The organism is Neobacillus ginsengisoli (assembly GCF_030813055.1).
Genome location: NZ_JAUSTW010000002.1, coordinates 651,951 through 673,768, shown reverse-complemented (window position 1 = coordinate 673,768; position 21,818 = coordinate 651,951). Strand labels below are relative to the sequence as shown.

19 protein-coding genes are annotated in these 21,818 nt (G+C 39.3%); all 19 read right to left on the bottom strand.

All coding sequences use genetic code 11. The features are described from left to right. Nucleotides 1–61 precede the first annotated feature (61 nt). The 19 genes from dapG to J2S10_RS08710 all read right to left on the bottom strand — a co-directional run bounded on the left by dapG (nucleotide 62) and on the right by J2S10_RS08710 (nucleotide 21,715). Nucleotides 62–1,306 carry an aspartate kinase gene (dapG, locus tag J2S10_RS08800; RefSeq protein WP_307406585.1) on the bottom strand — a complete coding sequence of 415 codons (1,245 nt, stop codon included), beginning with the start codon at nucleotides 1,304–1,306 and terminating at the stop codon, nucleotides 62–64. 35 nt (nucleotides 1,307–1,341) lie between these two features. Beyond that, complete coding sequence (gene asd / locus J2S10_RS08795; protein ID WP_307406583.1) at nucleotides 1,342–2,394, bottom strand: aspartate-semialdehyde dehydrogenase; 1,053 nt, start codon at nucleotides 2,392–2,394, stop codon at nucleotides 1,342–1,344. A gap of 201 nt (nucleotides 2,395–2,595) precedes the next feature. After that, complete coding sequence (gene dpaB, locus J2S10_RS08790) at nucleotides 2,596–3,195, bottom strand: dipicolinate synthase subunit B (protein ID WP_307406581.1); 600 nt, start codon at nucleotides 3,193–3,195, stop codon at nucleotides 2,596–2,598. Further along, the gene (gene dpaA / locus J2S10_RS08785; RefSeq protein ID WP_307406579.1) at nucleotides 3,192–4,094 is read right to left on the bottom strand and encodes a dipicolinic acid synthetase subunit A; all 903 of its coding nucleotides are present in this window, start codon (nucleotides 4,092–4,094) and stop codon (nucleotides 3,192–3,194) included. Before dpaA ends, dpaB begins: the two co-directional genes overlap by 4 nt. Nucleotides 4,095–4,336: 242 nt before the next feature. After that, entirely contained in the window at nucleotides 4,337–4,579 is a 243-nt protein-coding gene (locus J2S10_RS08780) for a YlmC/YmxH family sporulation protein (RefSeq protein ID WP_307406577.1), read from the bottom strand. Nucleotides 4,580–4,681: 102 nt separating this feature from the next. Beyond that, on the bottom strand, nucleotides 4,682–5,920 hold the full coding sequence (locus J2S10_RS08775) for a M16 family metallopeptidase (RefSeq protein ID WP_307406575.1): 1,239 nt from the start codon (nucleotides 5,918–5,920) through the stop codon (nucleotides 4,682–4,684). A gap of 96 nt (nucleotides 5,921–6,016) precedes the next feature. Next, complete coding sequence (locus J2S10_RS08770) at nucleotides 6,017–6,964, bottom strand: polysaccharide deacetylase family protein (protein WP_307406573.1); 948 nt, start codon at nucleotides 6,962–6,964, stop codon at nucleotides 6,017–6,019. A 131-nt stretch (nucleotides 6,965–7,095) separates the two neighbouring features. After that, on the bottom strand, nucleotides 7,096–9,213 hold the full coding sequence (pnp, locus tag J2S10_RS08765) for a polyribonucleotide nucleotidyltransferase (protein WP_307406571.1): 2,118 nt from the start codon (nucleotides 9,211–9,213) through the stop codon (nucleotides 7,096–7,098). A gap of 227 nt (nucleotides 9,214–9,440) precedes the next feature. After that, nucleotides 9,441–9,710: a 30S ribosomal protein S15 gene (gene rpsO / locus J2S10_RS08760; protein ID WP_307406570.1), complete on the bottom strand. Its 270-nt coding sequence runs from the start codon at nucleotides 9,708–9,710 to the stop codon at nucleotides 9,441–9,443. A 165-nt stretch (nucleotides 9,711–9,875) separates the two neighbouring features. Then, the gene (gene ribF, locus J2S10_RS08755) at nucleotides 9,876–10,835 is read right to left on the bottom strand and encodes a bifunctional riboflavin kinase/FAD synthetase (protein ID WP_307406568.1); all 960 of its coding nucleotides are present in this window, start codon (nucleotides 10,833–10,835) and stop codon (nucleotides 9,876–9,878) included. 29 nt (nucleotides 10,836–10,864) lie between these two features. Further along, a complete protein-coding gene (gene truB, locus J2S10_RS08750; RefSeq protein WP_307406566.1) occupies nucleotides 10,865–11,788 on the bottom strand; it encodes a tRNA pseudouridine(55) synthase TruB in 924 nt (307 codons plus the stop codon). A gap of 182 nt (nucleotides 11,789–11,970) precedes the next feature. Continuing rightward, nucleotides 11,971–12,342: a 30S ribosome-binding factor RbfA gene (rbfA, locus tag J2S10_RS08745; RefSeq protein WP_307406564.1), complete on the bottom strand. Its 372-nt coding sequence runs from the start codon at nucleotides 12,340–12,342 to the stop codon at nucleotides 11,971–11,973. 17 nt (nucleotides 12,343–12,359) lie between these two features. Continuing rightward, on the bottom strand, nucleotides 12,360–12,641 hold the full coding sequence (locus tag J2S10_RS08740; protein WP_307406562.1) for a DUF503 domain-containing protein: 282 nt from the start codon (nucleotides 12,639–12,641) through the stop codon (nucleotides 12,360–12,362). After that, nucleotides 12,638–14,920, bottom strand: a complete 2,283-nt coding sequence (gene infB / locus J2S10_RS08735; protein WP_307406559.1) for a translation initiation factor IF-2 — start codon at nucleotides 14,918–14,920, stop codon at nucleotides 12,638–12,640. The genes J2S10_RS08740 and infB overlap by 4 nt, the downstream gene beginning before the upstream one ends. Nucleotides 14,921–14,939: 19 nt before the next feature. Continuing rightward, nucleotides 14,940–15,242 (bottom strand): YlxQ family RNA-binding protein, encoded by a 303-nt coding sequence (locus J2S10_RS08730; protein WP_307406557.1) that lies wholly within the window; start codon nucleotides 15,240–15,242, stop codon nucleotides 14,940–14,942. Further along, complete coding sequence (rnpM, locus tag J2S10_RS08725) at nucleotides 15,239–15,523, bottom strand: RNase P modulator RnpM (protein WP_307406555.1); 285 nt, start codon at nucleotides 15,521–15,523, stop codon at nucleotides 15,239–15,241. The genes J2S10_RS08730 and rnpM overlap by 4 nt, the downstream gene beginning before the upstream one ends. An 18-nt stretch (nucleotides 15,524–15,541) precedes the next feature. Further along, nucleotides 15,542–16,663, bottom strand: a complete 1,122-nt coding sequence (nusA, locus tag J2S10_RS08720) for a transcription termination factor NusA (protein ID WP_307406553.1) — start codon at nucleotides 16,661–16,663, stop codon at nucleotides 15,542–15,544. Nucleotides 16,664–16,704: 41 nt separating this feature from the next. After that, nucleotides 16,705–17,175, bottom strand: coding sequence for a ribosome maturation factor RimP (gene rimP, locus J2S10_RS08715; RefSeq protein WP_307406551.1), 471 nt, complete (start codon nucleotides 17,173–17,175; stop codon nucleotides 16,705–16,707). Between the two features lie 214 nt (nucleotides 17,176–17,389). After that, nucleotides 17,390–21,715 (bottom strand): PolC-type DNA polymerase III, encoded by a 4,326-nt coding sequence (locus J2S10_RS08710; RefSeq protein WP_307406547.1) that lies wholly within the window; start codon nucleotides 21,713–21,715, stop codon nucleotides 17,390–17,392. Nucleotides 21,716–21,818 lie beyond the last annotated feature (103 nt).

The following is a 21,818-nucleotide window of genomic DNA, read 5'->3' as shown; positions in this document are numbered from 1 at the left end:
AATGCTCTAAAACCATACCAATGTACTCTACCAATTACATTAATATCGATTTTACACTATCTTAAAAAAACGTCCGATTAAAATCAATCGACTCTTCTTCTAATTGAAAGGCGTCATGAAGGGCATTAACTGATTTAACTAAATCTTCTTGTTTCACAAGTACCCATATAGTGGTATGGCTATCAGCTGATTGAAGAATCCTAATTCCGTGATCTGATAATGCCGAAACAATTTTAGAGGTTACGCCCGGGACACCTGCTATACCTGCGCCTACTACAGAAACCTTTGCACAGTTACGCTCGACAACAGGGTCATGCCCCAATACATTTAAGACAGATATGGCTTTGTCCGTCATTTCATCGGTAACAGTGTATACAACACCATTAGGTGAAATATTGATAAAATCAACACTGATATTTTCTTTTGCCATTGCTTTAAACACTTCTGCCTGTAGATAGTATTGATCTTTTTTGGCAAATACCTTGATCTGCGTCACATTTGATACATGAGCAATCCCGGTCACAATTCGTTCTTTAATATCACTGCCGCGATTATCTTTATTAAGTGTTGTGACAAGCGTTCCTAAATTATCGGAATAGGTTGAGCGTATTCTAATCGGCACTTTTGCCTGCATGGCAATTTCAACCGCTCTGGGATGTATAACTTTTGCTCCCTGATAGGCCATATTGCATACTTCTGTATAGGTTACTACAGATAATGGTCTTGCATTTTCTGCTATTCTAGGATCAGCTGTCATAATTCCTTCAACATCTGTAAATATGTCAATCCATTCAGCATTAAGTGCCGCACCCAAAGCTGCAGCAGATGTATCACTTCCACCACGGCCAATCGTGGTTATATCACCATTTTTTGCAGCCCCTTGGAAGCCTGCAACAACAACAACATCGACATGCTCCAACTCTCTAAGCAGCCGATCACATTTCATTTCAATAATTTTTGCGTTTGTATGGTCACTATTGGTACGGAATCCGGCTTGAGCACCTGTTAAGGCCACAGCGTTAATTCCTTTATCCAATAACATATTTGCAAAAACAACACTCGAAATTGTTTCACCGCACGATAAAAGAAGATCAAGTTCCCTTTTGCTGATTTTGCTTAAATTGCCGCCGACTAAGGAAAGAAGTGTATCTGTTGCATACGAATCGCCCTTTCTCCCCATCGCCGATACCACAACAACTACTTTGTAGCCGTCTGCTAAAGCTTTTTCAATATGGCCTTCCGCATGTTTCCTGCTTTTTTCATCTTTGACAGAAGTCCCGCCAAATTTTTGCACAATAATTTTCATGGTGACACCAAAACCTGCCTTTTTGATGCTTTCTTTTATTTTTCTTTAACTAAACCAAGGCTAATTAATCTTTCAGCAATCTGAACAGAATTCCATGCTGCTCCCTTAAGTAAGTTGTCAGAGACCACCCACATATGGAACCCAAGGTCTTCATCAAGGTCCTTACGAATTCTTCCAACAAAAACATCATTGCTACCCACACAATTAGCTGGCATTGGATACAATTGATTTTCCGGATCATCTTGAAGGACGACACCCGGAGCATCACTTAATAATGCTTTAATTTCCTTTGCACTAACGCCTTCTTCCTCCACTTCAAAATAAACAGATTCAGAATGACCGACTGCAACTGGAAGACGAACGCATGTTGCCGAAACCTGTAATTCTGGTAAATGCATGATTTTTTTCGTTTCATTGATCATTTTCATTTCTTCAAAAGTGAATCCATTTTCCTCGAACTTATCTATTTGCGGAATGGCATTAAAAGCAATTTGGTAATGGTTCTTGTCGGATTTAACCGGCAACACCTGTGCCTCATATGGTTCATTATTTAAAATCGCCTGTGCTTGTTCGTTTAATTCCTGAACTGCCGCCGCACCTGCACCGGAAACCGCTTGATAAGTCGAAACAATCACCTTTTTCAAGCCGAATTTTTGACGGATCGGCTCTAATGCAACAACCATTTGAATGGTTGAACAATTTGGATTCGCAATAATTCCATTGTGCTGATGTAAATCATTTTCGTTAACTTCTGGTACAACCAGAGGAGTATTTGTGTCCATGCGAAAAGCACTCGTGTTGTCTACAACGACGGCACCGCGTTTAACTGCTTCGGGACCAAGTTCTTTTGAGACGCTGCCACCAGCGCTAAATAAAGCAATATCGACGCCTTCAAAGCTCTCAGGCTTTGCTTCTTGAATCGTATATTTTTCACCATTGATAACAATTTTTTTCCCTGCTGAACGTGCTGATGACAATAGGGATAATTGCTTGATTGGAAAGTTTTCCTTAACTAAAGTTTGGATCATTTGTTGTCCAACTGCTCCTGTTGCTCCAACAACAGCAACGTGAAATCCTTTTTGGCTCATTTTAGTACCCCTTTCAATCCTTATCTATAGTTACATGGCTGGTTATTTTTATTTTCAAAGGAAGCTGCTTCTATTGTTGATCCAGCAATGCTTTAACACTTTATCTCATCAGCAGGATAAAGTAATCCCGCTGATGAATGATTAATTTATTTTAACATATTCCTTGAAAGAAATAACCTTTTTTGACGAAAGGGTGAAGATTTAGTCGCCGTCACGATACCTTTCTACAAGCACCGGTTGAATTTGCTGCCCAAGTATTGCAGCTTCAACTGTATCGGAAAGCAAAGTCATTCTTGCCACCATTGAATTTGGTTTTTTAATAGGGTCATCCTGCCCATATGGAATAAAATAGATATTTTTAGTTGCCATTAGCCTCATTAAATTGACACCGTTTAAACCCAGTGCATCATTGGTTGAAATTCCAAGGACAACAGGCTTTAAGTTTCTTAAGGTAGCTTTTGCCGCCATTAGGACGGGGCTATCATTCATCGCGTTAGCAAATTTACTCATTGATACACCCGTTAACGGAGCAATTACCATGCAATCCAGGGGAATCTTTGGTCCTAAAGGTTCTGCTCTAACGATTGAATCAATGACCTTATTTCCTGTTAAGTCCTCAATTCTTTGAATCCAATCTTCACCTTTACCAAAACGGGTCTCTGTATTTTTTACCGTTGACGTTACCACCGGCATAACCTCTGCCCCTGCTTGAACAAGTTTTTCTATCTCTGGAAATACAGCATCATACGTACAATGCGATCCTGTTAATCCAAAGCCAATTCTCTTACCCTTTAAACTCATTTCACTTTCCCCTTTCGGTTTATCAGGTCGTCATGGAGTAGCTGTGTAAGAACATCCGCTAGAATTAGCCCTGCCGTTTTTGGAGCAACAATTCCCGGTAAACTTGGAGCGAGCAAGGCTTTTATCCCCCTTTTTTCGGCATAACGGAAATCCGTTCCGCCCGGTTTTGAGGCAATATCTATAACGAGCGTATGAGCAGGTAACTTTGAAATTACTGCCGCACTTACGATTGGATAGGGAATCGTATTGATTAAAATATCCGTCCCAATTACTTCTCTCTCGATATTGCTTAGATGAAATGGTGTTACCCCCATTTCAGTAATTCTTGCAAGATGTTCACTTTTTCTTGCTCCGACTTTTACTTTTGCACCCAGGGCATGAAAAGCCCTCGCTGTACTCATTCCACATCTTCCTAATCCTAGGATGGTTATATTGGACCCATGGATAGTAAAGTCAGTATGCTGTATTGCCATCATGATTGTTCCTTCAACTGTGGGAATAGAATTATAGATAGCAACATCGTCCCTTGAAAAAAGCTGGACAAGTGTTCTTTTAGATTGCTTAATAATTCCATTTAAAAATGTGTTGCTAATTCCTGAATAAATTGTGCAATGTTCAGGAGTATGTGAAAGTACCTCCTCAGTTAAAACCACTTTCTCATTTGAGAAAATTGTTTCTACCTGACCTTCTAAATTTGTTCCAGCTACCGGCAAAATAAGAGCGTCTATATTCGAAAAATCAACCTCATCCAACTTTTCCTTAACAGCACCAGTGAAGGCATGGTCAAGCTGTTCGAAACCAATTAGCGATAGTCGGGCATCTAATTCGGTTAACTTCCGGATAATTTCCAGCTGTCTGGCATCTCCACCAATAACGGCTATCTGCATCCCTGTCAGCATGAAAACATTCACCTTCTTTTCAAAAAATCCAAACAGGAAATCATTTCTTCTTTATCACTTCAACATCTTATGTAAGCAACAATCATTCGGTGAGTTTTCCATCAATAGTTCTATAAAAAAAGCCCAAGGCAAAAGTTAATTTGCTTGGGCTTTGGAAAAACTGGAAGGCAGCTTCATATCAGCTTAAACAAAAAAGCTGATGGCGCACGGAACTTACGCTATTCAATTTAAAAAAATATTCTTTACTCCTCTTCAGGGACATCAACAATTATCATGTCTGAGCCAATTTTTTTTATGTGCTGCCATGGAACTCTGATTTCTCCTCCCTGTTTTTTTAATCCGAACCATTTTAATGAAGGAATAAGTAATGCCTGAATTTGCCCCGTTCCTTCATTTATTTCAAGATCCGTTTGACCAAGTACTCCGAGGCGTTCCGCTTTTTTTACATCGACAATCTCTTTCCCGCTTAATTCACTTAAACGCATCGCATAAACTCCCTTCCCGACCCTATTTCTACTATTTTATAGAAAGAAGTCCCAATTTAGACTAATTAAAAAAACAGTTCGAAGATGAACTGTTTTTTATAATTACTTAAGATTTTCAGGAAATTCCCCATCAGGGCTAATTAATGTAACAGAGTATTTATCAGTAAATACGGATCTTGCCATCTCATCCACACTACGCTTAGTAACTAAATCGATTTGTTCAATAATTTCATCCAATGAACGGTGGCGTTTTAACAAAAGCTCGTTTTTACCGTTACGGCTCATTCGGCTGTTCGTGCTTTCCAAGCTCAACATCAAGCTTCCCTTTAATTGTTCCTTACTGTTAGTGAGTTCTTTTTCAGTAATCCCGTCTTGCTTTAATTTATCGAGTGTTTCCTGAATCGTTTCGAATAATACATTAAGCTGCTTTGCACCTGTTCCACCATAGACAGTTACAATCCCGCTATCCTGATAGGCTGAATGATAAGAGAAAACTGAATAAGCTAAGCCCCTTTGTTCACGGACTTCTTGGAAAAGTCTGCTGCTCATGCTTCCGCCTAAAATATTATTTAAGGTGATTAAGCTATAAACATCCTCATGACCCACCTTTAAACCTTCAAAACCGATGCATAAATGAGCCTGCTCCGTTTCCTTTTTCCGTGAAATACGATTGGAATGAAAAACAGGAATATTTTCAAGCGGTTGTTTATTCCCACCCTCATAGGAACCAAAATATTTCTCAACCTCTTGAATAAAAGATTCCGAAATATTTCCTGCTATTGAAATCACAACATTTTCAGGAGTGTATCTTTCATGGATATATTCCTTTAGTGTTTCTCCTGTGAACGTGTTAAGTGTTTCTTCTGTTCCGAGAATCGGGTAGCCAAGCGGATGATCGCCATAAACAGCCCTGCTCAATAAATCGTGGACAATATCGTCAGGTGTATCTTCATACATTTTGATTTCTTCAAGAACAACATTTCTTTCTTTATTTAATTCCTCTTCGACAAAAGTTGAATTAAAGAACATATCTGCTAAAACATCCAGTGCAAATTGAGAATGTGTATCAAGGACCTTAGCATAATAACAAGTATATTCTTTTGATGTAAAAGCATTTACTTGACCACCGATACTATCAAACGATTCTGCTATTTCCTTTGCCGATCTGGTAGTGGTGCCTTTAAAAAACATATGCTCGAGAAAATGGGAAATCCCATTATTTTGTTGATCTTCATATCTGGACCCGGTTCCAATCCATACGCCAATCGCAACAGATCGAACGGTCGGAATATGTTCCAGTACAATTCTTACTCCATTTTGGCATGTATATTTATTAATCATCTAATTCCTCCTAACAATGGGCAATTCTATTTTGATTCCAATTTTTTTCGACTTACTTTAAGAATATATTTTCCCATTTTTGCATTTCTTGCTCTCTTATTTCAAGATTCTTTCTTCATTCATCAGTTCCGTTACCGTGACAATTTTCAAATTTTTTTGTTCTATCATGGTAATTAAACGGTCAAGCGCTTTTGCTGTCGAGGCTGTTGGGTGCATAAGAACCATTGAACCGTTATCAATTTTAGACATAACACGATTGATCAGCGTTTCCGGAGAAGGCTTTTGCCAGTCTACAGTATCGACAGTCCACATAACCGTCCCCATTTTTAATTCATCAGCAATTTTTACAGTCTCCTCTCGGTAACTGCCGCTTGGAGGGGCAAACCATGTGCATTTGACTTTAGTCGCTGCCTCAATTACTTCATTTGTTTTTATCATTTCCATTCTTGCCTGATCGGCAGTTAGCCTTTTCATATCAGGATGAGAGTAAGAATGGTTTCCAATTTCATTACCGCTGCTTGCAATCATTTTCGCGAGCTCAGGGTTTTTCTTGACCCAATTCCCTTCCAGAAAAAAACTGGTGGTTATGTGGTGCCTTTTTAAAGTAGCAAGAATACCTGATAAATACTCATTTCCCCATGCCACATTGATAATGAAGCTTACCATCGGCTTTTCCGGGTGACCTTTATATATCGGTGATGCCGGTAGATCCTTAAGGTGAACCATTGGTTTGGTTTGGGTAAAAACCAGTTTCTTTTCGTCAAATACACCGATTTTTTTCATTTTTTTATAAGAGGCTGAAATATCAACCTTAAGCCCATTATATCCGGGAATCGCCTTCCAAACCGGATCAATTTTTGCATCAGAAGGCGGGATTTCATATGTAGAAGCATTCTTAATTATACTTTGATATAGAGAATCTGCCTGCTTTGTCACTGATATTGATGAATCTTTTAAAGATTCAACATATGGATTTACAATCGGGTTATTAACCGAGAACCACGCAGCCAAACTAATTACCATAAAAATACTAACCTTTTTCATCCGCCGTTCCCCCTTCCATACACATTATGTTTAGGAAGGACAAGGTAGAACGAAACTGAGAACCGTAACATGGAAAAAGTCAGGGTTCCCCCTGACTTGCCTATTTTTCCGGCCCAAGTCCGGTTTATACTTTAACGGTTTTCTTCAGCCTTTTCTCGCTGTTCTTTTAAAATCACTTTACGGGAAAGGTTCACACGGCCTTGCTTATCAATTTCAGTTACTTTTACTAAGATTTCATCGCCAATTGCAACTACATCTTCCACTTTTCCAACGCGCTCTTCAGCTAGTTCTGAAATATGAACAAGTCCATCTTTTCCAGCGAAGATTTCTACAAAGGCACCGAATTTTTCAATTCGTTTTACCTTACCGAGATAGATTTGACCTACCTCTACCTCACGAACAATATCCTCGATAATCTTCTTCGCCTTTTGGTTCATTTCCTGATTAGTTGAGGCAATAAAAATAGTACCGTCTTGCTCAATATCAATCTTAACACCGGTTTCCTCAATGATCTTATTGATTTGTTTTCCGCTAGGTCCAATTACATCGCGAATTTTATCCGGATTGATAGCCATCGTTAAAATCTTCGGAGCAAATTGAGAAAGCTCTGTTCTTGGTTCGGAAAGGGTTGCAAGCATAGAATCTAAAATTTGCATTCTTCCGATTTTTGCCTGCTGAAGGGCTTCCTCTAGAATTTCACGGGATAGTCCTTCAATTTTAATATCCATTTGCAATGCAGTTACACCCTTTGATGTACCGGCTACTTTGAAGTCCATGTCACCAAGGTGATCTTCCATCCCTTGAATATCCGTTAACACGGTATAGTGCTCTCCGGATTTTACAAGTCCCATTGCAATACCTGCTACAGGAGCTTTAATCGGAACACCGGCATCCATCATTGCAAGTGTACTTGCACAAATACTTGCCTGAGAGGTAGAACCGTTTGATTCCAAAACTTCCGAAACAAGTCGGATAGTGTATGGAAAGTCCTTTTCATTCGGAACAATCGGCTCAAGTGCCCGTTCACCTAAAGCTCCATGCCCAATTTCCCTGCGGCCCGGTCCACGGATTGGTCCTGTTTCCCCTACGCTAAAGGAAGGGAAGTTATAGTGATGCATGAACCGTTTCTCTTCCTCAATTCCTAGACCATCAAGGATTTGCACATCACCCATTGCACCAAGGGTACAAATACTTAATGCCTGAGTCTGTCCACGTGTAAACAGCCCTGAACCATGTGTACGCGGTAAAATGTTTACTTGTGATGACAATGGACGAATTTCATCTACTTTCCGGCCATCAGGACGAATCTTTTCCACTGTAATTAAGCGGCGTACTTCACCTTTGACCATTTTGTCCAAAATTTGCTTTATTTGTTTTAAGTCTTCATCTGATGTTTCTTGTTCCTCAAATTTAGCCAAAACTTGATTTTTCACTTCTTTGATTGCATCTTCACGAGCATGCTTTTCTTGAACCTGAATCGCTTTAATCAAGTCTGCCTCGCACATTTCTTTTACTTTATCTTCCAGCTCTCGGTCAAGCTCGAATAATGAAATTTGTCTTTTTTCCTTGCCAATTTCAGCAACAATTTTTTCCTGGAACTCAATTAGGCGTTTGATCTCATCATGACCAAACATAATTGCTTCAAGCATTGTTTCTTCAGGAACTTCATTTGCACCTGCCTCAACCATGTTAATCGCATCTTTTGTCCCGGCAACAGTTAAATGAATGTCACTCAATTCTGCTTGTTCAACGGTTGGGTTAATAACAAACTCACCATTGACACGACCAACAACAACACCGGCTATTGGACCCTCAAACGGAATGTCGGATGTACTAAGAGCCAATGAAGATCCAAACATGGCTGCCATTTCGGTAGAACAATCTTGATCAACACTCATAACGATGCTAATAACTTGTACATCATTACGGAAACCATCAGCAAAAAGCGGACGGATCGGGCGGTCAATTAGACGACTAGCTAGAATCGCCTTTTCACTTGGACGACCTTCACGTTTAATAAATCCACCCGGTATTTTCCCAACTGCATACAAACGTTCCTCGTAGTTAACTGTTAACGGAAAAAAATCAAGGTTTTTAGGTTCTTTTGATGCTGTTGCTGTACTTAATACGGCAGTATCTCCATAACGAACCATTACAGCACCGTTAGCTTGTTTAGCCAATTGACCTATTTCAACAGTTAACTTGCGTCCGGCCCAATTCATGGAATACTCATGTTTCGTTTGTTCCATATTTTTACCCCTCTCAATCTAAATCACTTCGGAGGATGATGCGAAAAAATAATATTTCGCTGTAATCATCTTTATTTAACAAATATAAAAAAAGCCTAAAAGCTTATTGTTTAAACACAAATGTAATTATAGTATGCACAAAAAATTGCGTCTTAAAAATATGTATAGAAGATTCTTAAATTTTTTTAAACCTAACAAAAAAGCGGGAAAAATCCCGCTTCTGAAGACTATCGACGAAGACCAAGCTTATTGATTAACTCACGGTAACGTTGAACATCTTTGTTACGTAGGTAAGTTAAAAGATTACGACGTTTACCAACCATTTTCAACAGACCGCGACGAGAGTGGTGGTCCTTTTTATGAGTACGTAAGTGCTCATTCAAATTGTTGATTGATTCAGTAAGGACAGCGATTTGAACTTCTGCAGATCCAGTGTCGCTTTCATGAGTTTTGTACTCATTGATAATTTCATTTTTACGTTCTTGTGTGATTGCCATCCTGTTTCACCTCCTAAATATGAATCCCCTGTTACTGAGCAAGCGTCGGTGATTCGACTTGCCAAGCAAAGGTTATTTTTTAATACGTTAATAAGTATACAATGTTTTACGCCAAAATGCAAGCTAAAACCTTATCATTAATGTAAGAAAGACTTTATTTTACAATCATTCATAAAAAAAATGTCGACTTTTAACAAAGTAATCGATTGCAAGCTGTTTATCCCTTTCTATTTGGGAAACGAGTTCTTCGATACCGGAAAATTTTTGTTCTTTCCGTAAAAAAAGATGCCATTCGACGATTACTTCTTTTCCATAAATATCTTGATCAAAATGAAATACGTTAACTTCAACGGATGGCCTTAAAGCCGGCTGATTAAATGTGGGCTTGAAACCAACATTACACACCCCCTGATGCCAGACCCCGTCAATCTCCATTCTGACTGCATAAACTCCAAGAGGCGGTAGGATATATTCATCCTTCACATCTACATTTGCCGTTGGAAAGCCAATCGTCCTCCCGCGTTTATCACCATGAATGACGATACCTGAAGTTGTATAAAATCTACCGAGTAATGCAGGAAGTTCATCTGTTCTACCTTCTTTTAGGAATTTACGAATCTGAGTTGAACTTACTTTTTCGTTGCTTTTAGTAAATTTAGGAACAATTGTATTAGTAAATTGCTCACGCGAATGAAATGGTAATGTTTCCATATTCCCCTTGCCCATTCGACCATAGGTAAAATCAAACCCCGCAACAACATGTTTTACATTTAATCCAATTACATATTGATCGATAAACTCTTGCGGCAAAAGATTAGCAAACTCAGTTGTGAAATGAATAATAAAAAGATAATCGATACCCATTTTTTTAATAATGTGAATTTTCTCTTCTAACGGAGTAATGTACTGAACATGCATTTCGTTTTTACCTAAAACAACAGATGGATGAGGGTCAAAGGTCATGACAGCACTATGGAGCCCTTTTTCTTCTGCCTGCTTCTTTGCTTCAAGAATGACCTCCTGATGACCAAGATGTACACCATCAAAATAGCCTAACGCCATAGAAAGTGGCGGATATATATTTTTATCTAAATTAAGAGGAAAACTAAGCTTCTTTACTTCCAATTGAAACTCACCTTTTCTATACCGTACCTTTATTGTTCTTGTTCATTTCGCAATACCTTAACTGGCTTGAGAAGACCCGGCTTATTTGGATGCTTTGAATAAATGGCAAGTGCCAGCCCTTCTTCTGTTTCAGCGATAATAGGTCCGTTACTATATTTCAAATGTTCTGGTATTTGTAAAAGTGCGCCATTTTTCACTTTCTCTGCTACTTTATCACTAATCACGTATTTCGGCAAATGAGAAAGAGCCGATTCCAATGGTCTTAATGCACTTGAAATGGTCCCTGCTTCCATTATCCTTTCAATATGTTCGAAAGTAAGGCAATCTTCTAAAGTGAATGTTGCTGATTGAACTCTAATCAAATTTGACATATGTGCGGGATATCCGAGCCGTTCGCCTATCATCACCGCCAAAGTCCTGATATATGTCCCCTTGCTACAGCTTACTCGAAAACGGAAGTGAAACGACTCACCTGAAAATTCATTCCTGTCATCGAGTAGTTGAATCGAATTAATTGTCACCTTTCTGGTTGGGCGCTCCACTTCTATTCCTTTTCGTGCATATTCGTAAAGGCGGGTTCCCCCCACTTTCACTGCTGAATACATAGGTGGGGTTTGTTCTATTTCACCGGTCAATGAATCAAGAACCTGAATGATTTCATTTCTTGAAATGGTTTGATTCACACTTTTCTTTTCAACAACCTCTCCAGATGCATCTTCGGTTGTTGTCGAGAAGCCGATTGTTACTTCTCCTTCATAGCTTTTTCCTGCATCGGTAATATACTCTGCCACCTTGGTTGCTTTTCCAATACATATAGGAAGAACTCCGGTTACGTCCGGGTCAAGTGTGCCGGTATGACCGACTTTTTTTGTTTTTAATATTTTCCGTAATTTGAAGACACAATCATGACTCGTCATCCCGGCTGGTTTAAATAATGGTAAAATTCCTTCCACCCTGTTCTCTCCGATCTAAATAAAAAATAAAATTAATCTTTAACTATGTGCTAACGGTCGCGTCCGCTTTTCTTAGAAAAAAATGGATAGACGTTTGTCTATCCATTCACCCCAATTATTTTACTCCACCAGAGGTCGAAATCGGAGTATCTTCCGGAGCTAATATTGCCTTCGTTTAATTATTATTCTTCATCATTTTTTTCAACAGGTTTATCATCATGATGTAACTGATGAAGTAGATTTTCAATTCGATTTCCGTAATCAATGGATTCATCGAATTCAAAAATAATTTCAGGTGTTTTACGAAGTCGAATACGGTGGCCAATTTCGGTTCTGATAAACCCTTTTGCTTTGGCTAGACCTTTTAAGGTATTCTCTTTTTGCTCATCATCACCTAATACAGAAATGTAAACTTTGGCTTGCTGTAGATCTCCAGTTACTTCCACGTCTGTAACAGTCACAAATCCGATCCGAGGATCTTTGATTTTCCGACTGATGATGTCACCTAGTTCTTTTTTCATTTGTTCTCCAACACGATTTGCTCTGTGGCTCATTACTTTCACCTCTTAACTTAAAACCATTCTATATCGGTGATCGTTCTTTCTATTTCAGGAAAAGAGTCGATAAACTTAAATGTGTTTTGCAATTCATGCTCAGTCGAAACCCGTGAAGAGGTGACCACAGCAATGGCAATTTTTGTCCTTTGCCATACATCTTGATAGTCAACCTCTGATACAGATACATTAAATTTTTGTTTTAATCGAGTAAGGATTCGTTGCAAAACGGCACGCTTTTCTTTTAAAGAATGGGCATCATAAATGATACATTCACAAACGGCAACGCCAATGATCATTTACGCTCAATTTCTTCCATCACATATGCTTCAATGATATCGCCTTCTTTAACATCATTGAAGTTTTTGATGGTAATACCACATTCATATCCTTGTGCTACTTCCTTGGCATCATCTTTAAAACGTTTTAAGGCATCAATTTGTCCTTCAAATATAACTACCCCGTTACGAATCAATCGAATACCACTGTCACGAGTAATTTTACCATCGGTTACATAGGAACCTGCAATCGTTCCAACCTTTGATACTTTGAAAGTTTGACGAATTTCAGCCTGACCAATAATTTTTTCTTGGAATTCAGGGTCAAGCATTCCCTTCATTGCCGCTTCAATCTCTTCAATTACTTTATAAATGATGCGATGAAGACGAACATCAACTTTTTCTGCTTCAGCTGCACGCTTCGCATTTACATCAGGGCGAACGTTAAAGCCGATGACAATGGCATTAGACGCAGCTGCAAGGCTGATATCCGATTCATTGATCGCTCCTGCACCACTATGAATAATTTTGATGTTGACACCCTGTACGTCTATTTTTTGCAACGAAGCGGCAACGGCTTCAGCGGAACCTTGAACATCTGCTTTAAGGATGATGTTTAAGTCCTTCATTTCGCCTTGCTTCAATTGATCAAATAACGTTTCCAGGCTGACTATGGACTTTTCACCGCGTTGGGCTACTAATGCTTGTTGGGCACGGGCTTCCCCAACTTGACGGGCAGTTTTTTCATCTTCAAATACTACAAAGCGGTCTCCGGCTTGCGGAACATCACTTAGTCCTGTTATTTCAACTGGAGTGGATGGACTCGCTTCTTTAACACGGCGTCCTTTGTCATTTACCATTGCACGGACACGGCCAAATGTATTACCGACAACAATTGGATCCCCGATTTTCAAGGTACCATTTTGAACAAGCAAGGTAGCAACAGATCCGCGCCCCTTATCTAATTGTGCTTCGATAACAGTACCAACAGCATTTCTATTTGGATTTGCTTTGTATTCTTCGACTTCACCGACAAGAAGAATCATTTCAAGTAGGTTGTCAATTCCTTCACCTGTTTTTGCAGATAGAGGAACAAAGATAGTATCCCCACCCCATGCTTCTGATACCAATCCATGTTCGGTAAGTTCTTGCATAACACGGTCAGCATTTGCTGCCTCTTTATCCATTTTATTAACAGCAACAATAATAGGAACTTCGGCAGCTTTTGCATGGTTAATTGCTTCAACGGTTTGAGGCATAACGCCGTCATCAGCGGCAACTACAAGGATGGTAATATCGGTAATCTTAGCTCCCCGTGCACGCATTGTCGTGAAAGCAGCATGTCCCGGAGTATCTAGAAAAGTAATTTTTTTACCGTTTTCCACCACTTGATAGGCACCAATATGCTGGGTAATACCACCTGCTTCACCTTCAGTAACTTTCGTGTTACGAATAGAGTCAAGCAAAGTTGTTTTCCCGTGGTCAACGTGTCCCATAATCGTTACGACTGATGGTCTTTCCACTAGATTTTCAGCGGTATCTTCAGTGAAATAAACTTCAAGATCAGTTGTATCCACTTTAATTTCTTCTTCAACTTCAACGCCGTATTCTCCCGCAATCAACTCAATTGCATCTTTATCTAATACTTGGTTAATTGTAGCCATAACACCAAGTAAGAAGAGCTTTTTGATTATTTCAGAAGGTTCGCGGTAAAGTTTTTTTGCAAGTTCGGCCACTGTTAAAGATTCACTAAATGTGATTTTTGCAGGAAGCTCCCGCTCTTTTTTCTTTTGCGGTTGCGTTTGCGGAACAGGTGTATGATGATTCTTCTTTTTATTATTATTATTATTATTGCGATTTTGATTATTATTAAATGGTTTTTTATTTCCTTTTCCAGAATTGAAGACCTTATTTTCTTTTGATTGATATTCCTGGTTTTGCTTTTTGCCTTCAATTGTTTTTGGAGGAGAGACCACTTTCACCTTGCTGGGAACAGCAATTTTATCATCGTCATCCTCAAATGCTTTTGGAGTCGTTTTAACCTGAACTTGTGGCTTTTTAACTTGATTTGACACCGTAGGTCTTTGGTTTTGGCGATTCTGCTGCTGTGGTTTTGCCTGTTTCTGTTGTGTGTTGTCTTCTTTTTTGTTATAGGTTGCGTCAAGCTTGACGATATCTGCATCTTCAATTGTTGCCATATGGTTGGAAACCTCTATATTCATTTCTTTTAATTTTGTAATAACGTCCTTACTTGAAATGTTGTGTTTCTTTGCGTACTCATAAACACGTATTTTACTCATTTTTTCACCCCCGCTAGATTTAATCGAGCAACGTTACCAGTTTTTTTGCAAATCCATCATCTAATACAGCTACAACAACGCGGGCTTCTTTGCCAATTGCTTGGCCTAGAAGGTGGCGGTCTTCCACAATTTTAAATGGAATTTCATACGATTTACATTTATCTGTAATTTTTTTTGTCGTATTTGCAGATGCATCTGCCGATAATAAAATGAGCTTTGCTTTCCCGCTTTGAATCTGTTTAACGGTTAGCTCCTCACCCGATATTATTTTCCGTGCTCGATTGGCCAAGCCAAGCAATGACATCCATTGATTTGATTTCATTTGGATAGTCGGTTCTCCTTCTCTATTAGCTCTAGTAGTTCTTCGTATAATGTCTCATCAATAGAAACTTGTAAGTGGTTAGATAAGGTATTTTTTTTCTTGGCTTGCAGGACAGCTTCCTTGTCCTTTGAAAGGTATGCACCTCTACCCGATTTCTTCCCCGTTAGGTCGATGGATACATCCCCTTCTTTAGAGCGAACGATGCGAACGAGTTCTTTTTTCGGCTTCATTTCACCGGTTGCTACACACTTGCGCATAGGAACTTTTTTACGAGTGTTCACGATCATTCACCTCACTTTTTAATCTAATTCTTCTTCAAATTCAAAATCAGTTTCTACTTGATCATCAAAAAGTCTAATCGTTTCTTCACGTGGATAAATGCCTATTTCACGTGCTTCAGTTTCCGATTTAATATCGATCTTCCAGCCTGTTAATTTGGCTGCCAAACGTGCATTTTGTCCACGTTTACCAATTGCCAGAGATAATTGATAGTCAGGTACTACAACAGTCGTTGCCTTGTCGGCTTCATTTACCATAACGTCTAAGACCTTTGATGGGCTAAGGGAGTTAGCAACAAACACGACAGGGTCATCTGACCATTTTACAATATCAATTTTTTCCCCTTTTAATTCATTCACGACAGCCTGAACCCTTGTTCCTTTTGGACCAACACATGAACCAACGGGGTCAACCTCAAGGTTTTCTGAATGTACAGAGATTTTTGAACGGTCACCTGCCTCGCGGGCCACCGATTTTATTTCGACTGTTCCGTCATAAATTTCAGGTACTTCAATTTCAAATAACCTTTTCAATAGGCCCGGATGTGTGCGTGATACAAAAATTTGCGGACCTTTTGTTGTTTTTTCTACTTTTGTAATAAATACCTTGATTCGATCATGCGGCTTATAGCGCTCATTGGGCATTTGCTCATTAACAGGAAGCAATGCTTCAATTTTTCCAAGGCTAACATAAATAAATTTTGCATCAAGTCTTTGAACAATACCTGTCATGATATCTTCTTCACGATCAATAAATTCTGAATAAATGATGCCTCTTTCTGCTTCTCTTACCCTTTGGGTAACCACTTGTTTAGCCGTCTGTGCAGCGATTCTGCCGAAATCTTTCGGAGTTACTTCCATCTCAACTACATCTTCTACTTGATAGTTGGGATTTATATGTCTGGCATCTTCTATAGATATTTCAAGACGCGGATCAAAAACCTGATCCACAACTTCTTTTCTTGCAAAAACTCTCATTGATCCTGTTTGTAAATTTAAATCAATTCGAACATTCTGGGCCTGATTGAAATTGCGGCGATAGGCCGAAATAAGTGCTGCCTCGATCGCATCGATTAAAACATCCCTGGATATACCCTTTTCTCTTTCCAGTATTGTAAGAGCATCTAATAATTCGCTGCTCATCTGATTGTATCCCCCTAATCTTTTTTCAATTTATTCTTCAATTACGAAAAAATAACAGCAAGCCGTGCATTCGCTACTTTATCGTATGGAATCTCAATAGCCTTCTTACGGGTTTTTATCTTTACCTCAATTTTTAGCTGTCCGCCGGCAAATTCAAGCAATTTCCCTTCAAAACTTTTTTCACCATCAATTGGCTCATAGGTTTTGATAAAAACATTCTTACCGATTGCCTTTTCAAAATCCTTGTCTTTTTTTAATGGACGCTCTGCTCCGGGAGAGGACACTTCTAAAAAATAGTTATGGGGAATCGGGTCAACACTATCGAGTTGTTCGCTGAGTCGTTCACTAACAAGTCCGCAGTCTTCAATATCAACACCGTTGTCTTTATCGATATATACGCGTAGAAACCAGCTTTTTCCTTCTTTCACATACTCAATTTCTACCAATTCCAAACCTAGTTCTTGGATAATTGGTGAGACAAGCCCTTCTATTACTTCCGTTACTTTGCTCATGCTTAACCTCCTTTACCGATTTTTTTACCCATATTATATGTAGTTCACGGAAAGTTTAAATAGTTTACTCCAGCAAAAAAGGTGGACACAAAAACGAAAGAGCGGGTTTCCCCACTCTTAATCACGAGAGTATTTCTTAGTATTTCCAATAAAACTATACCATAACCAACAATTATATGCAAACCTGTTAAAGGTTAATCAACGGGCTTCTACGTTAGAAAAGCGAAAGTTGATTTTGGTCCGGCAGTGCTTCAAGGCATCCTTGTTTATCTAAATATTCAAGAATTGTTTTCGATACCTTCCCACGCTGCTGCAGGTCTTCTTTTGATAAGAACTCCCCTTCTTCCCTTGCCTTTACAATACTTAAAGCAACGTTCGTTCCAAGGCCCGGAATCGAATTAAAAGGTGGAATTAAAGAATCACCATCAATAATAAACTCTGATGCAGATGATCTGTATAAATCAATTTTTTTGAATGAAAAGCCTCTCTCCGTCATTTCAAGGGCAAGTTCGAGAACAGTCAGCAAGTTTTTCTCTTTGTTAGATGCTTCAAGTCCCTTGGCATTTATTTCTTCTATTTTGGACCGTATTGCCTCTGATCCGCGTGACATTGCCTCAATATCAAAATCTTCGGCACGGACAGTAAAATACGCTGCGTAATATAGAAGCGGTAAATGAACTTTAAAATAGGCAATCCGAACCGCCATTAACACATATGCTGCCGCGTGTGCTTTCGGGAACATATATTTAATTTTTTTACATGAATCAATATACCATTCAGGCACTTCATTTTTCCGCATTTCTGCTTCCATTTCTTCACTTAAACCTTTTCCCTTACGGACTGATTCCATAATTTTAAACGCGAAGGATGGGTCCAGTCCCTGATAAATTAAGTAAACCATGATATCGTCACGACAGCCGATTACTTCGCTTAGGTTACAGATCTTATTGTGAATTAATTCTTGGGCATTTCCAAGCCATACGTCTGTACCATGGGACAAACCGGAGATTTGTACAAGTTCGGAAAATGTCGTTGGTTTTGTATCTTCAAGCATTTGGCGGACAAACCGTGTACCGAATTCAGGGATACCGAGAGTTCCTGTTTTACACATGATTTGCTGTTCTGTTACCCCGAGTGATTCAGTTCCACTAAAGATTTTCATTACTTGAGGATCATCAGTTGGAATAGTTTTTGGATCCATCCCGCTTAGGTCCTGGAGCATCCTGATTACCGTCGGATCGTCGTGTCCGAGAATATCAAGCTTTAACACGTTATCGTGAATGGAATGGAAATCAAAATGGGTTGTCTTCCATTCGGAATTTTTATCATCGGCCGGGAATTGGATCGGTGAAAAGTCATAAACATCCATGTAATCCGGAATTACGATAATTCCACCGGGGTGCTGGCCGGTCGTTCTTTTTACACCCGTACACCCTGAAGCAAGCCGCTCAATTTCTGCTCCTCGCAATTGAAGATTATTATCCTGTTGATAGGCTTTTACATATCCAAATGCCGTTTTATCAGCAACGGTACCGATCGTTCCCGCACGATATACATAGTCCTCACCAAAAAGAACTTTTGTATAGTTATGGGCACGCGGCTGGTATTCACCTGAGAAGTTTAAATCGATATCGGGCACCTTGTCCCCTTTAAAGCCAAGGAACGTTTCGAATGGAATATCATGTCCGTCCTTGTGATATTTTTCGCCGCATTGCGGACAGTCTTTATCAGGCAAATCAAATCCCGAACCAACAGATCCATCATTAAAAAACTCAGAATGCTTACAGGTTGGACACACATAATGCGGCGGCAAAGGATTCACTTCTGTAATCTCTGTCATTGTTGCAACTAGAGAAGATCCGACAGAACCCCGCGATCCAACAAGGTATCCATCATCAAGTGATTTTTTTACGAGTTTATGTGAAATCAAATAAATAACAGCAAATCCGTGCCCGATAATACTTTTCAATTCTTTTTCGAGTCGTGCCTCCACAATTTCCGGAAGTGAATCTCCGTAGATTTTGCGTGCCATTGTATAACTCATCTCACGCATTTCTTCCTCGGCACCTTCAATTTTCGGTGTATATAAATCATCTTTGATTGGTTTTATTACTTCGATCATATCAGCAATTTTATTGGTGTTTGTGACAACAATTTCCTTTGCTTTTACTGCACCAAGGAAAGAGAATGCATCAAGCATTTCATTTGTAGTTCGGAAGTGGACATCCGGCAATTCATGACGGTTCAGCGGATTAGCTCCACCTTGAGAGCTGATTAAAATTTTACGGTAAATTTTGTCGTTTTCATTTAAATAATGAACATTACCGGTTGCAACAACCGGAAGACCGAGCTTATCACCAAGCTTAACGATATTTCCTATTATTTCTTCAAGTGCTTTTTCGTTTTTTATTAGTTCCATTTCAATCAATGGTGCATACACTTGTTTTGGCATAACCTCGAGATAATCATAGAAACGGGCGGATACTTCTACTTCCTCAGGAGATTTTTGCATCATTCCTTCAAACACTTCACCTTTATCACAGGCCGATCCGACAAGGATTCCCTCTCTGTATTTTTGAAGGACAGACCGGGGTATTCTTGGTACTCTGTAAAAATAATTAATGTGTGCAATTGATACAAGCTTAAAGATGTTCTTTAATCCTATTTCGTTTTGAGCCAATAGAGTACAATGATAAGGTCTTGCCCGCTGAAAGGCATTTCCTTTACCCATGTTATCGTTAAATTGATCATGGTATTCGATTCCTTTTTCCAGGGCGTCCTTTAACATTTTCATCAATAAATACCCCGTTGCCTCTGCATCATATATGGCACGGTGGTGTTGGGTTAATTCAATATCAAACTTCTTTGCCAATGTATTTAAACGGTGGTTTTTCAGCTCAGGATAGAGAAAACGTCCAAGCTCGAGTGTATCAATAACGGGGTTTTTTGCTTTGTCAAAGCCGATTTTTTTATATCCGACATTCAGGAAACCCATATCAAATGATGCGTTATGGGCAACAAGGACTGCGTCAGAGGCCCAATCAGAAAACTTTCGTAATACCTCCTCCACTTCAGGTGCAGTTTCGACCATATCATCCGTTATTCCTGTAAGGTTAATCGTCGTTGCAGATAAGCGGTGATGCGGGTTGGCAAATGACTCAAAACGGTCAACGATTTCCCCTCCCCTCACCTTAACAGCCGCAAGCTCGATAATTGTATCATATACAGCTGAGAGCCCTGTAGTTTCAACGTCAAAAACAACAAAAGTATCCTCTGCAAGTAACCGGTGTGCGTCATTATAAGCAATCGGTACACCATCATCAACCAGATTAGCTTCAACACCATAGAGGATTTTTATATCATTTTTCTTCCCGGCACCATATGCTTCAGGGAATGATTGGGCCCCGGCATGATCTGTAACCGCAATTGCTTTGTGTCCCCATTTTTTTGCTTGGACAATTAATGCACTGACAGGTGTAACGGCATCCATTTGGCTCATCGGTGTATGAAGATGCAGTTCAACACGCTTTTCATTTTCTGATGCAGTATCTTTGCGACTAGCCGGTTTGATTTCATTAATATCATTTCCTATCATAACCAAGTCACGTACGAAGGTATCATTTTGGATGCTGCCGCGAACCTTTACCCACATTCCTTTTTTCACGTGTTGAAACAGTGCTGCATCCTCTTTATCTCTGGAGAACATTTTTACCATGATTGAGCTAGTATAGTCAGTCACTTTAAAAGTTAATAGCGTCCGGCCGCTTCGTAATTCTCTCGTTTCTGCAGCAAAGATAAAGCCTTCAACTGTAACTCGTCTTTCTTCATCTACTATATCAATCATGCTGCGTAAATCACTGTCATCCTTGATGGTAAGACCAATGGAAAGAGGTCCTTCAGGTACATCACTGGTTGCTTGGTCCTTTTCAGCTTCTTTCTTCTGAACCTCCAGCATTGCCTGAAACCCGCGCTCTTGATCTTCTTTTTGCTTAGCGAGTAAAAATTGTTGATATTCATCATTTTTTTCTTCAGTTTGTAATTCTGTTTCAATTGTTAAGGCAGGAAACCCAAATGATTGATAGATAGTAGCAATGGTTCCTGCATATTTGCGTTTTAAAGCCATTCCTTCTGTTTCATTTCTAACCGATAGGGTTAGCTTGTTTCCATGAACGGCAGGAATTTGTTCATTTAGCAGCTTCAATAGCGGTGGAGCTATGCCATCAATCTGCTGAACACAATGATTCCAGTATTCCAATAATAGTTCTTGTGAAAAGCTTTGCTCTGCCACTTGAATTTCATATGAAATTCTAGCAATAGTTGAAAATTCTCTTTCTAATTGTGCAGTAAAACGGATAAAAATATTGAATGGTAGAATTTTTTCAAGTAAAAATTGAAAATGCCACTTTCGCGCTTTTTTTTCTACCAATAGCCTGTCAATTTGTGCATTTGGAAAATGTGCTACTACAGCATCCTCATTCAGTTTCAGCTGCTGGAGCAAGAGTAGGAATCGCTCTTTTTTGCCTGTGGCATGTTCGCTCATCGTTCTCTCTCCCATCTATGTTAATTCAGTCATCATATTCTATATCAAAAAATAATTATACCATATGATACAAACTGATTCGGGTTTATTCGACAGAAAACTA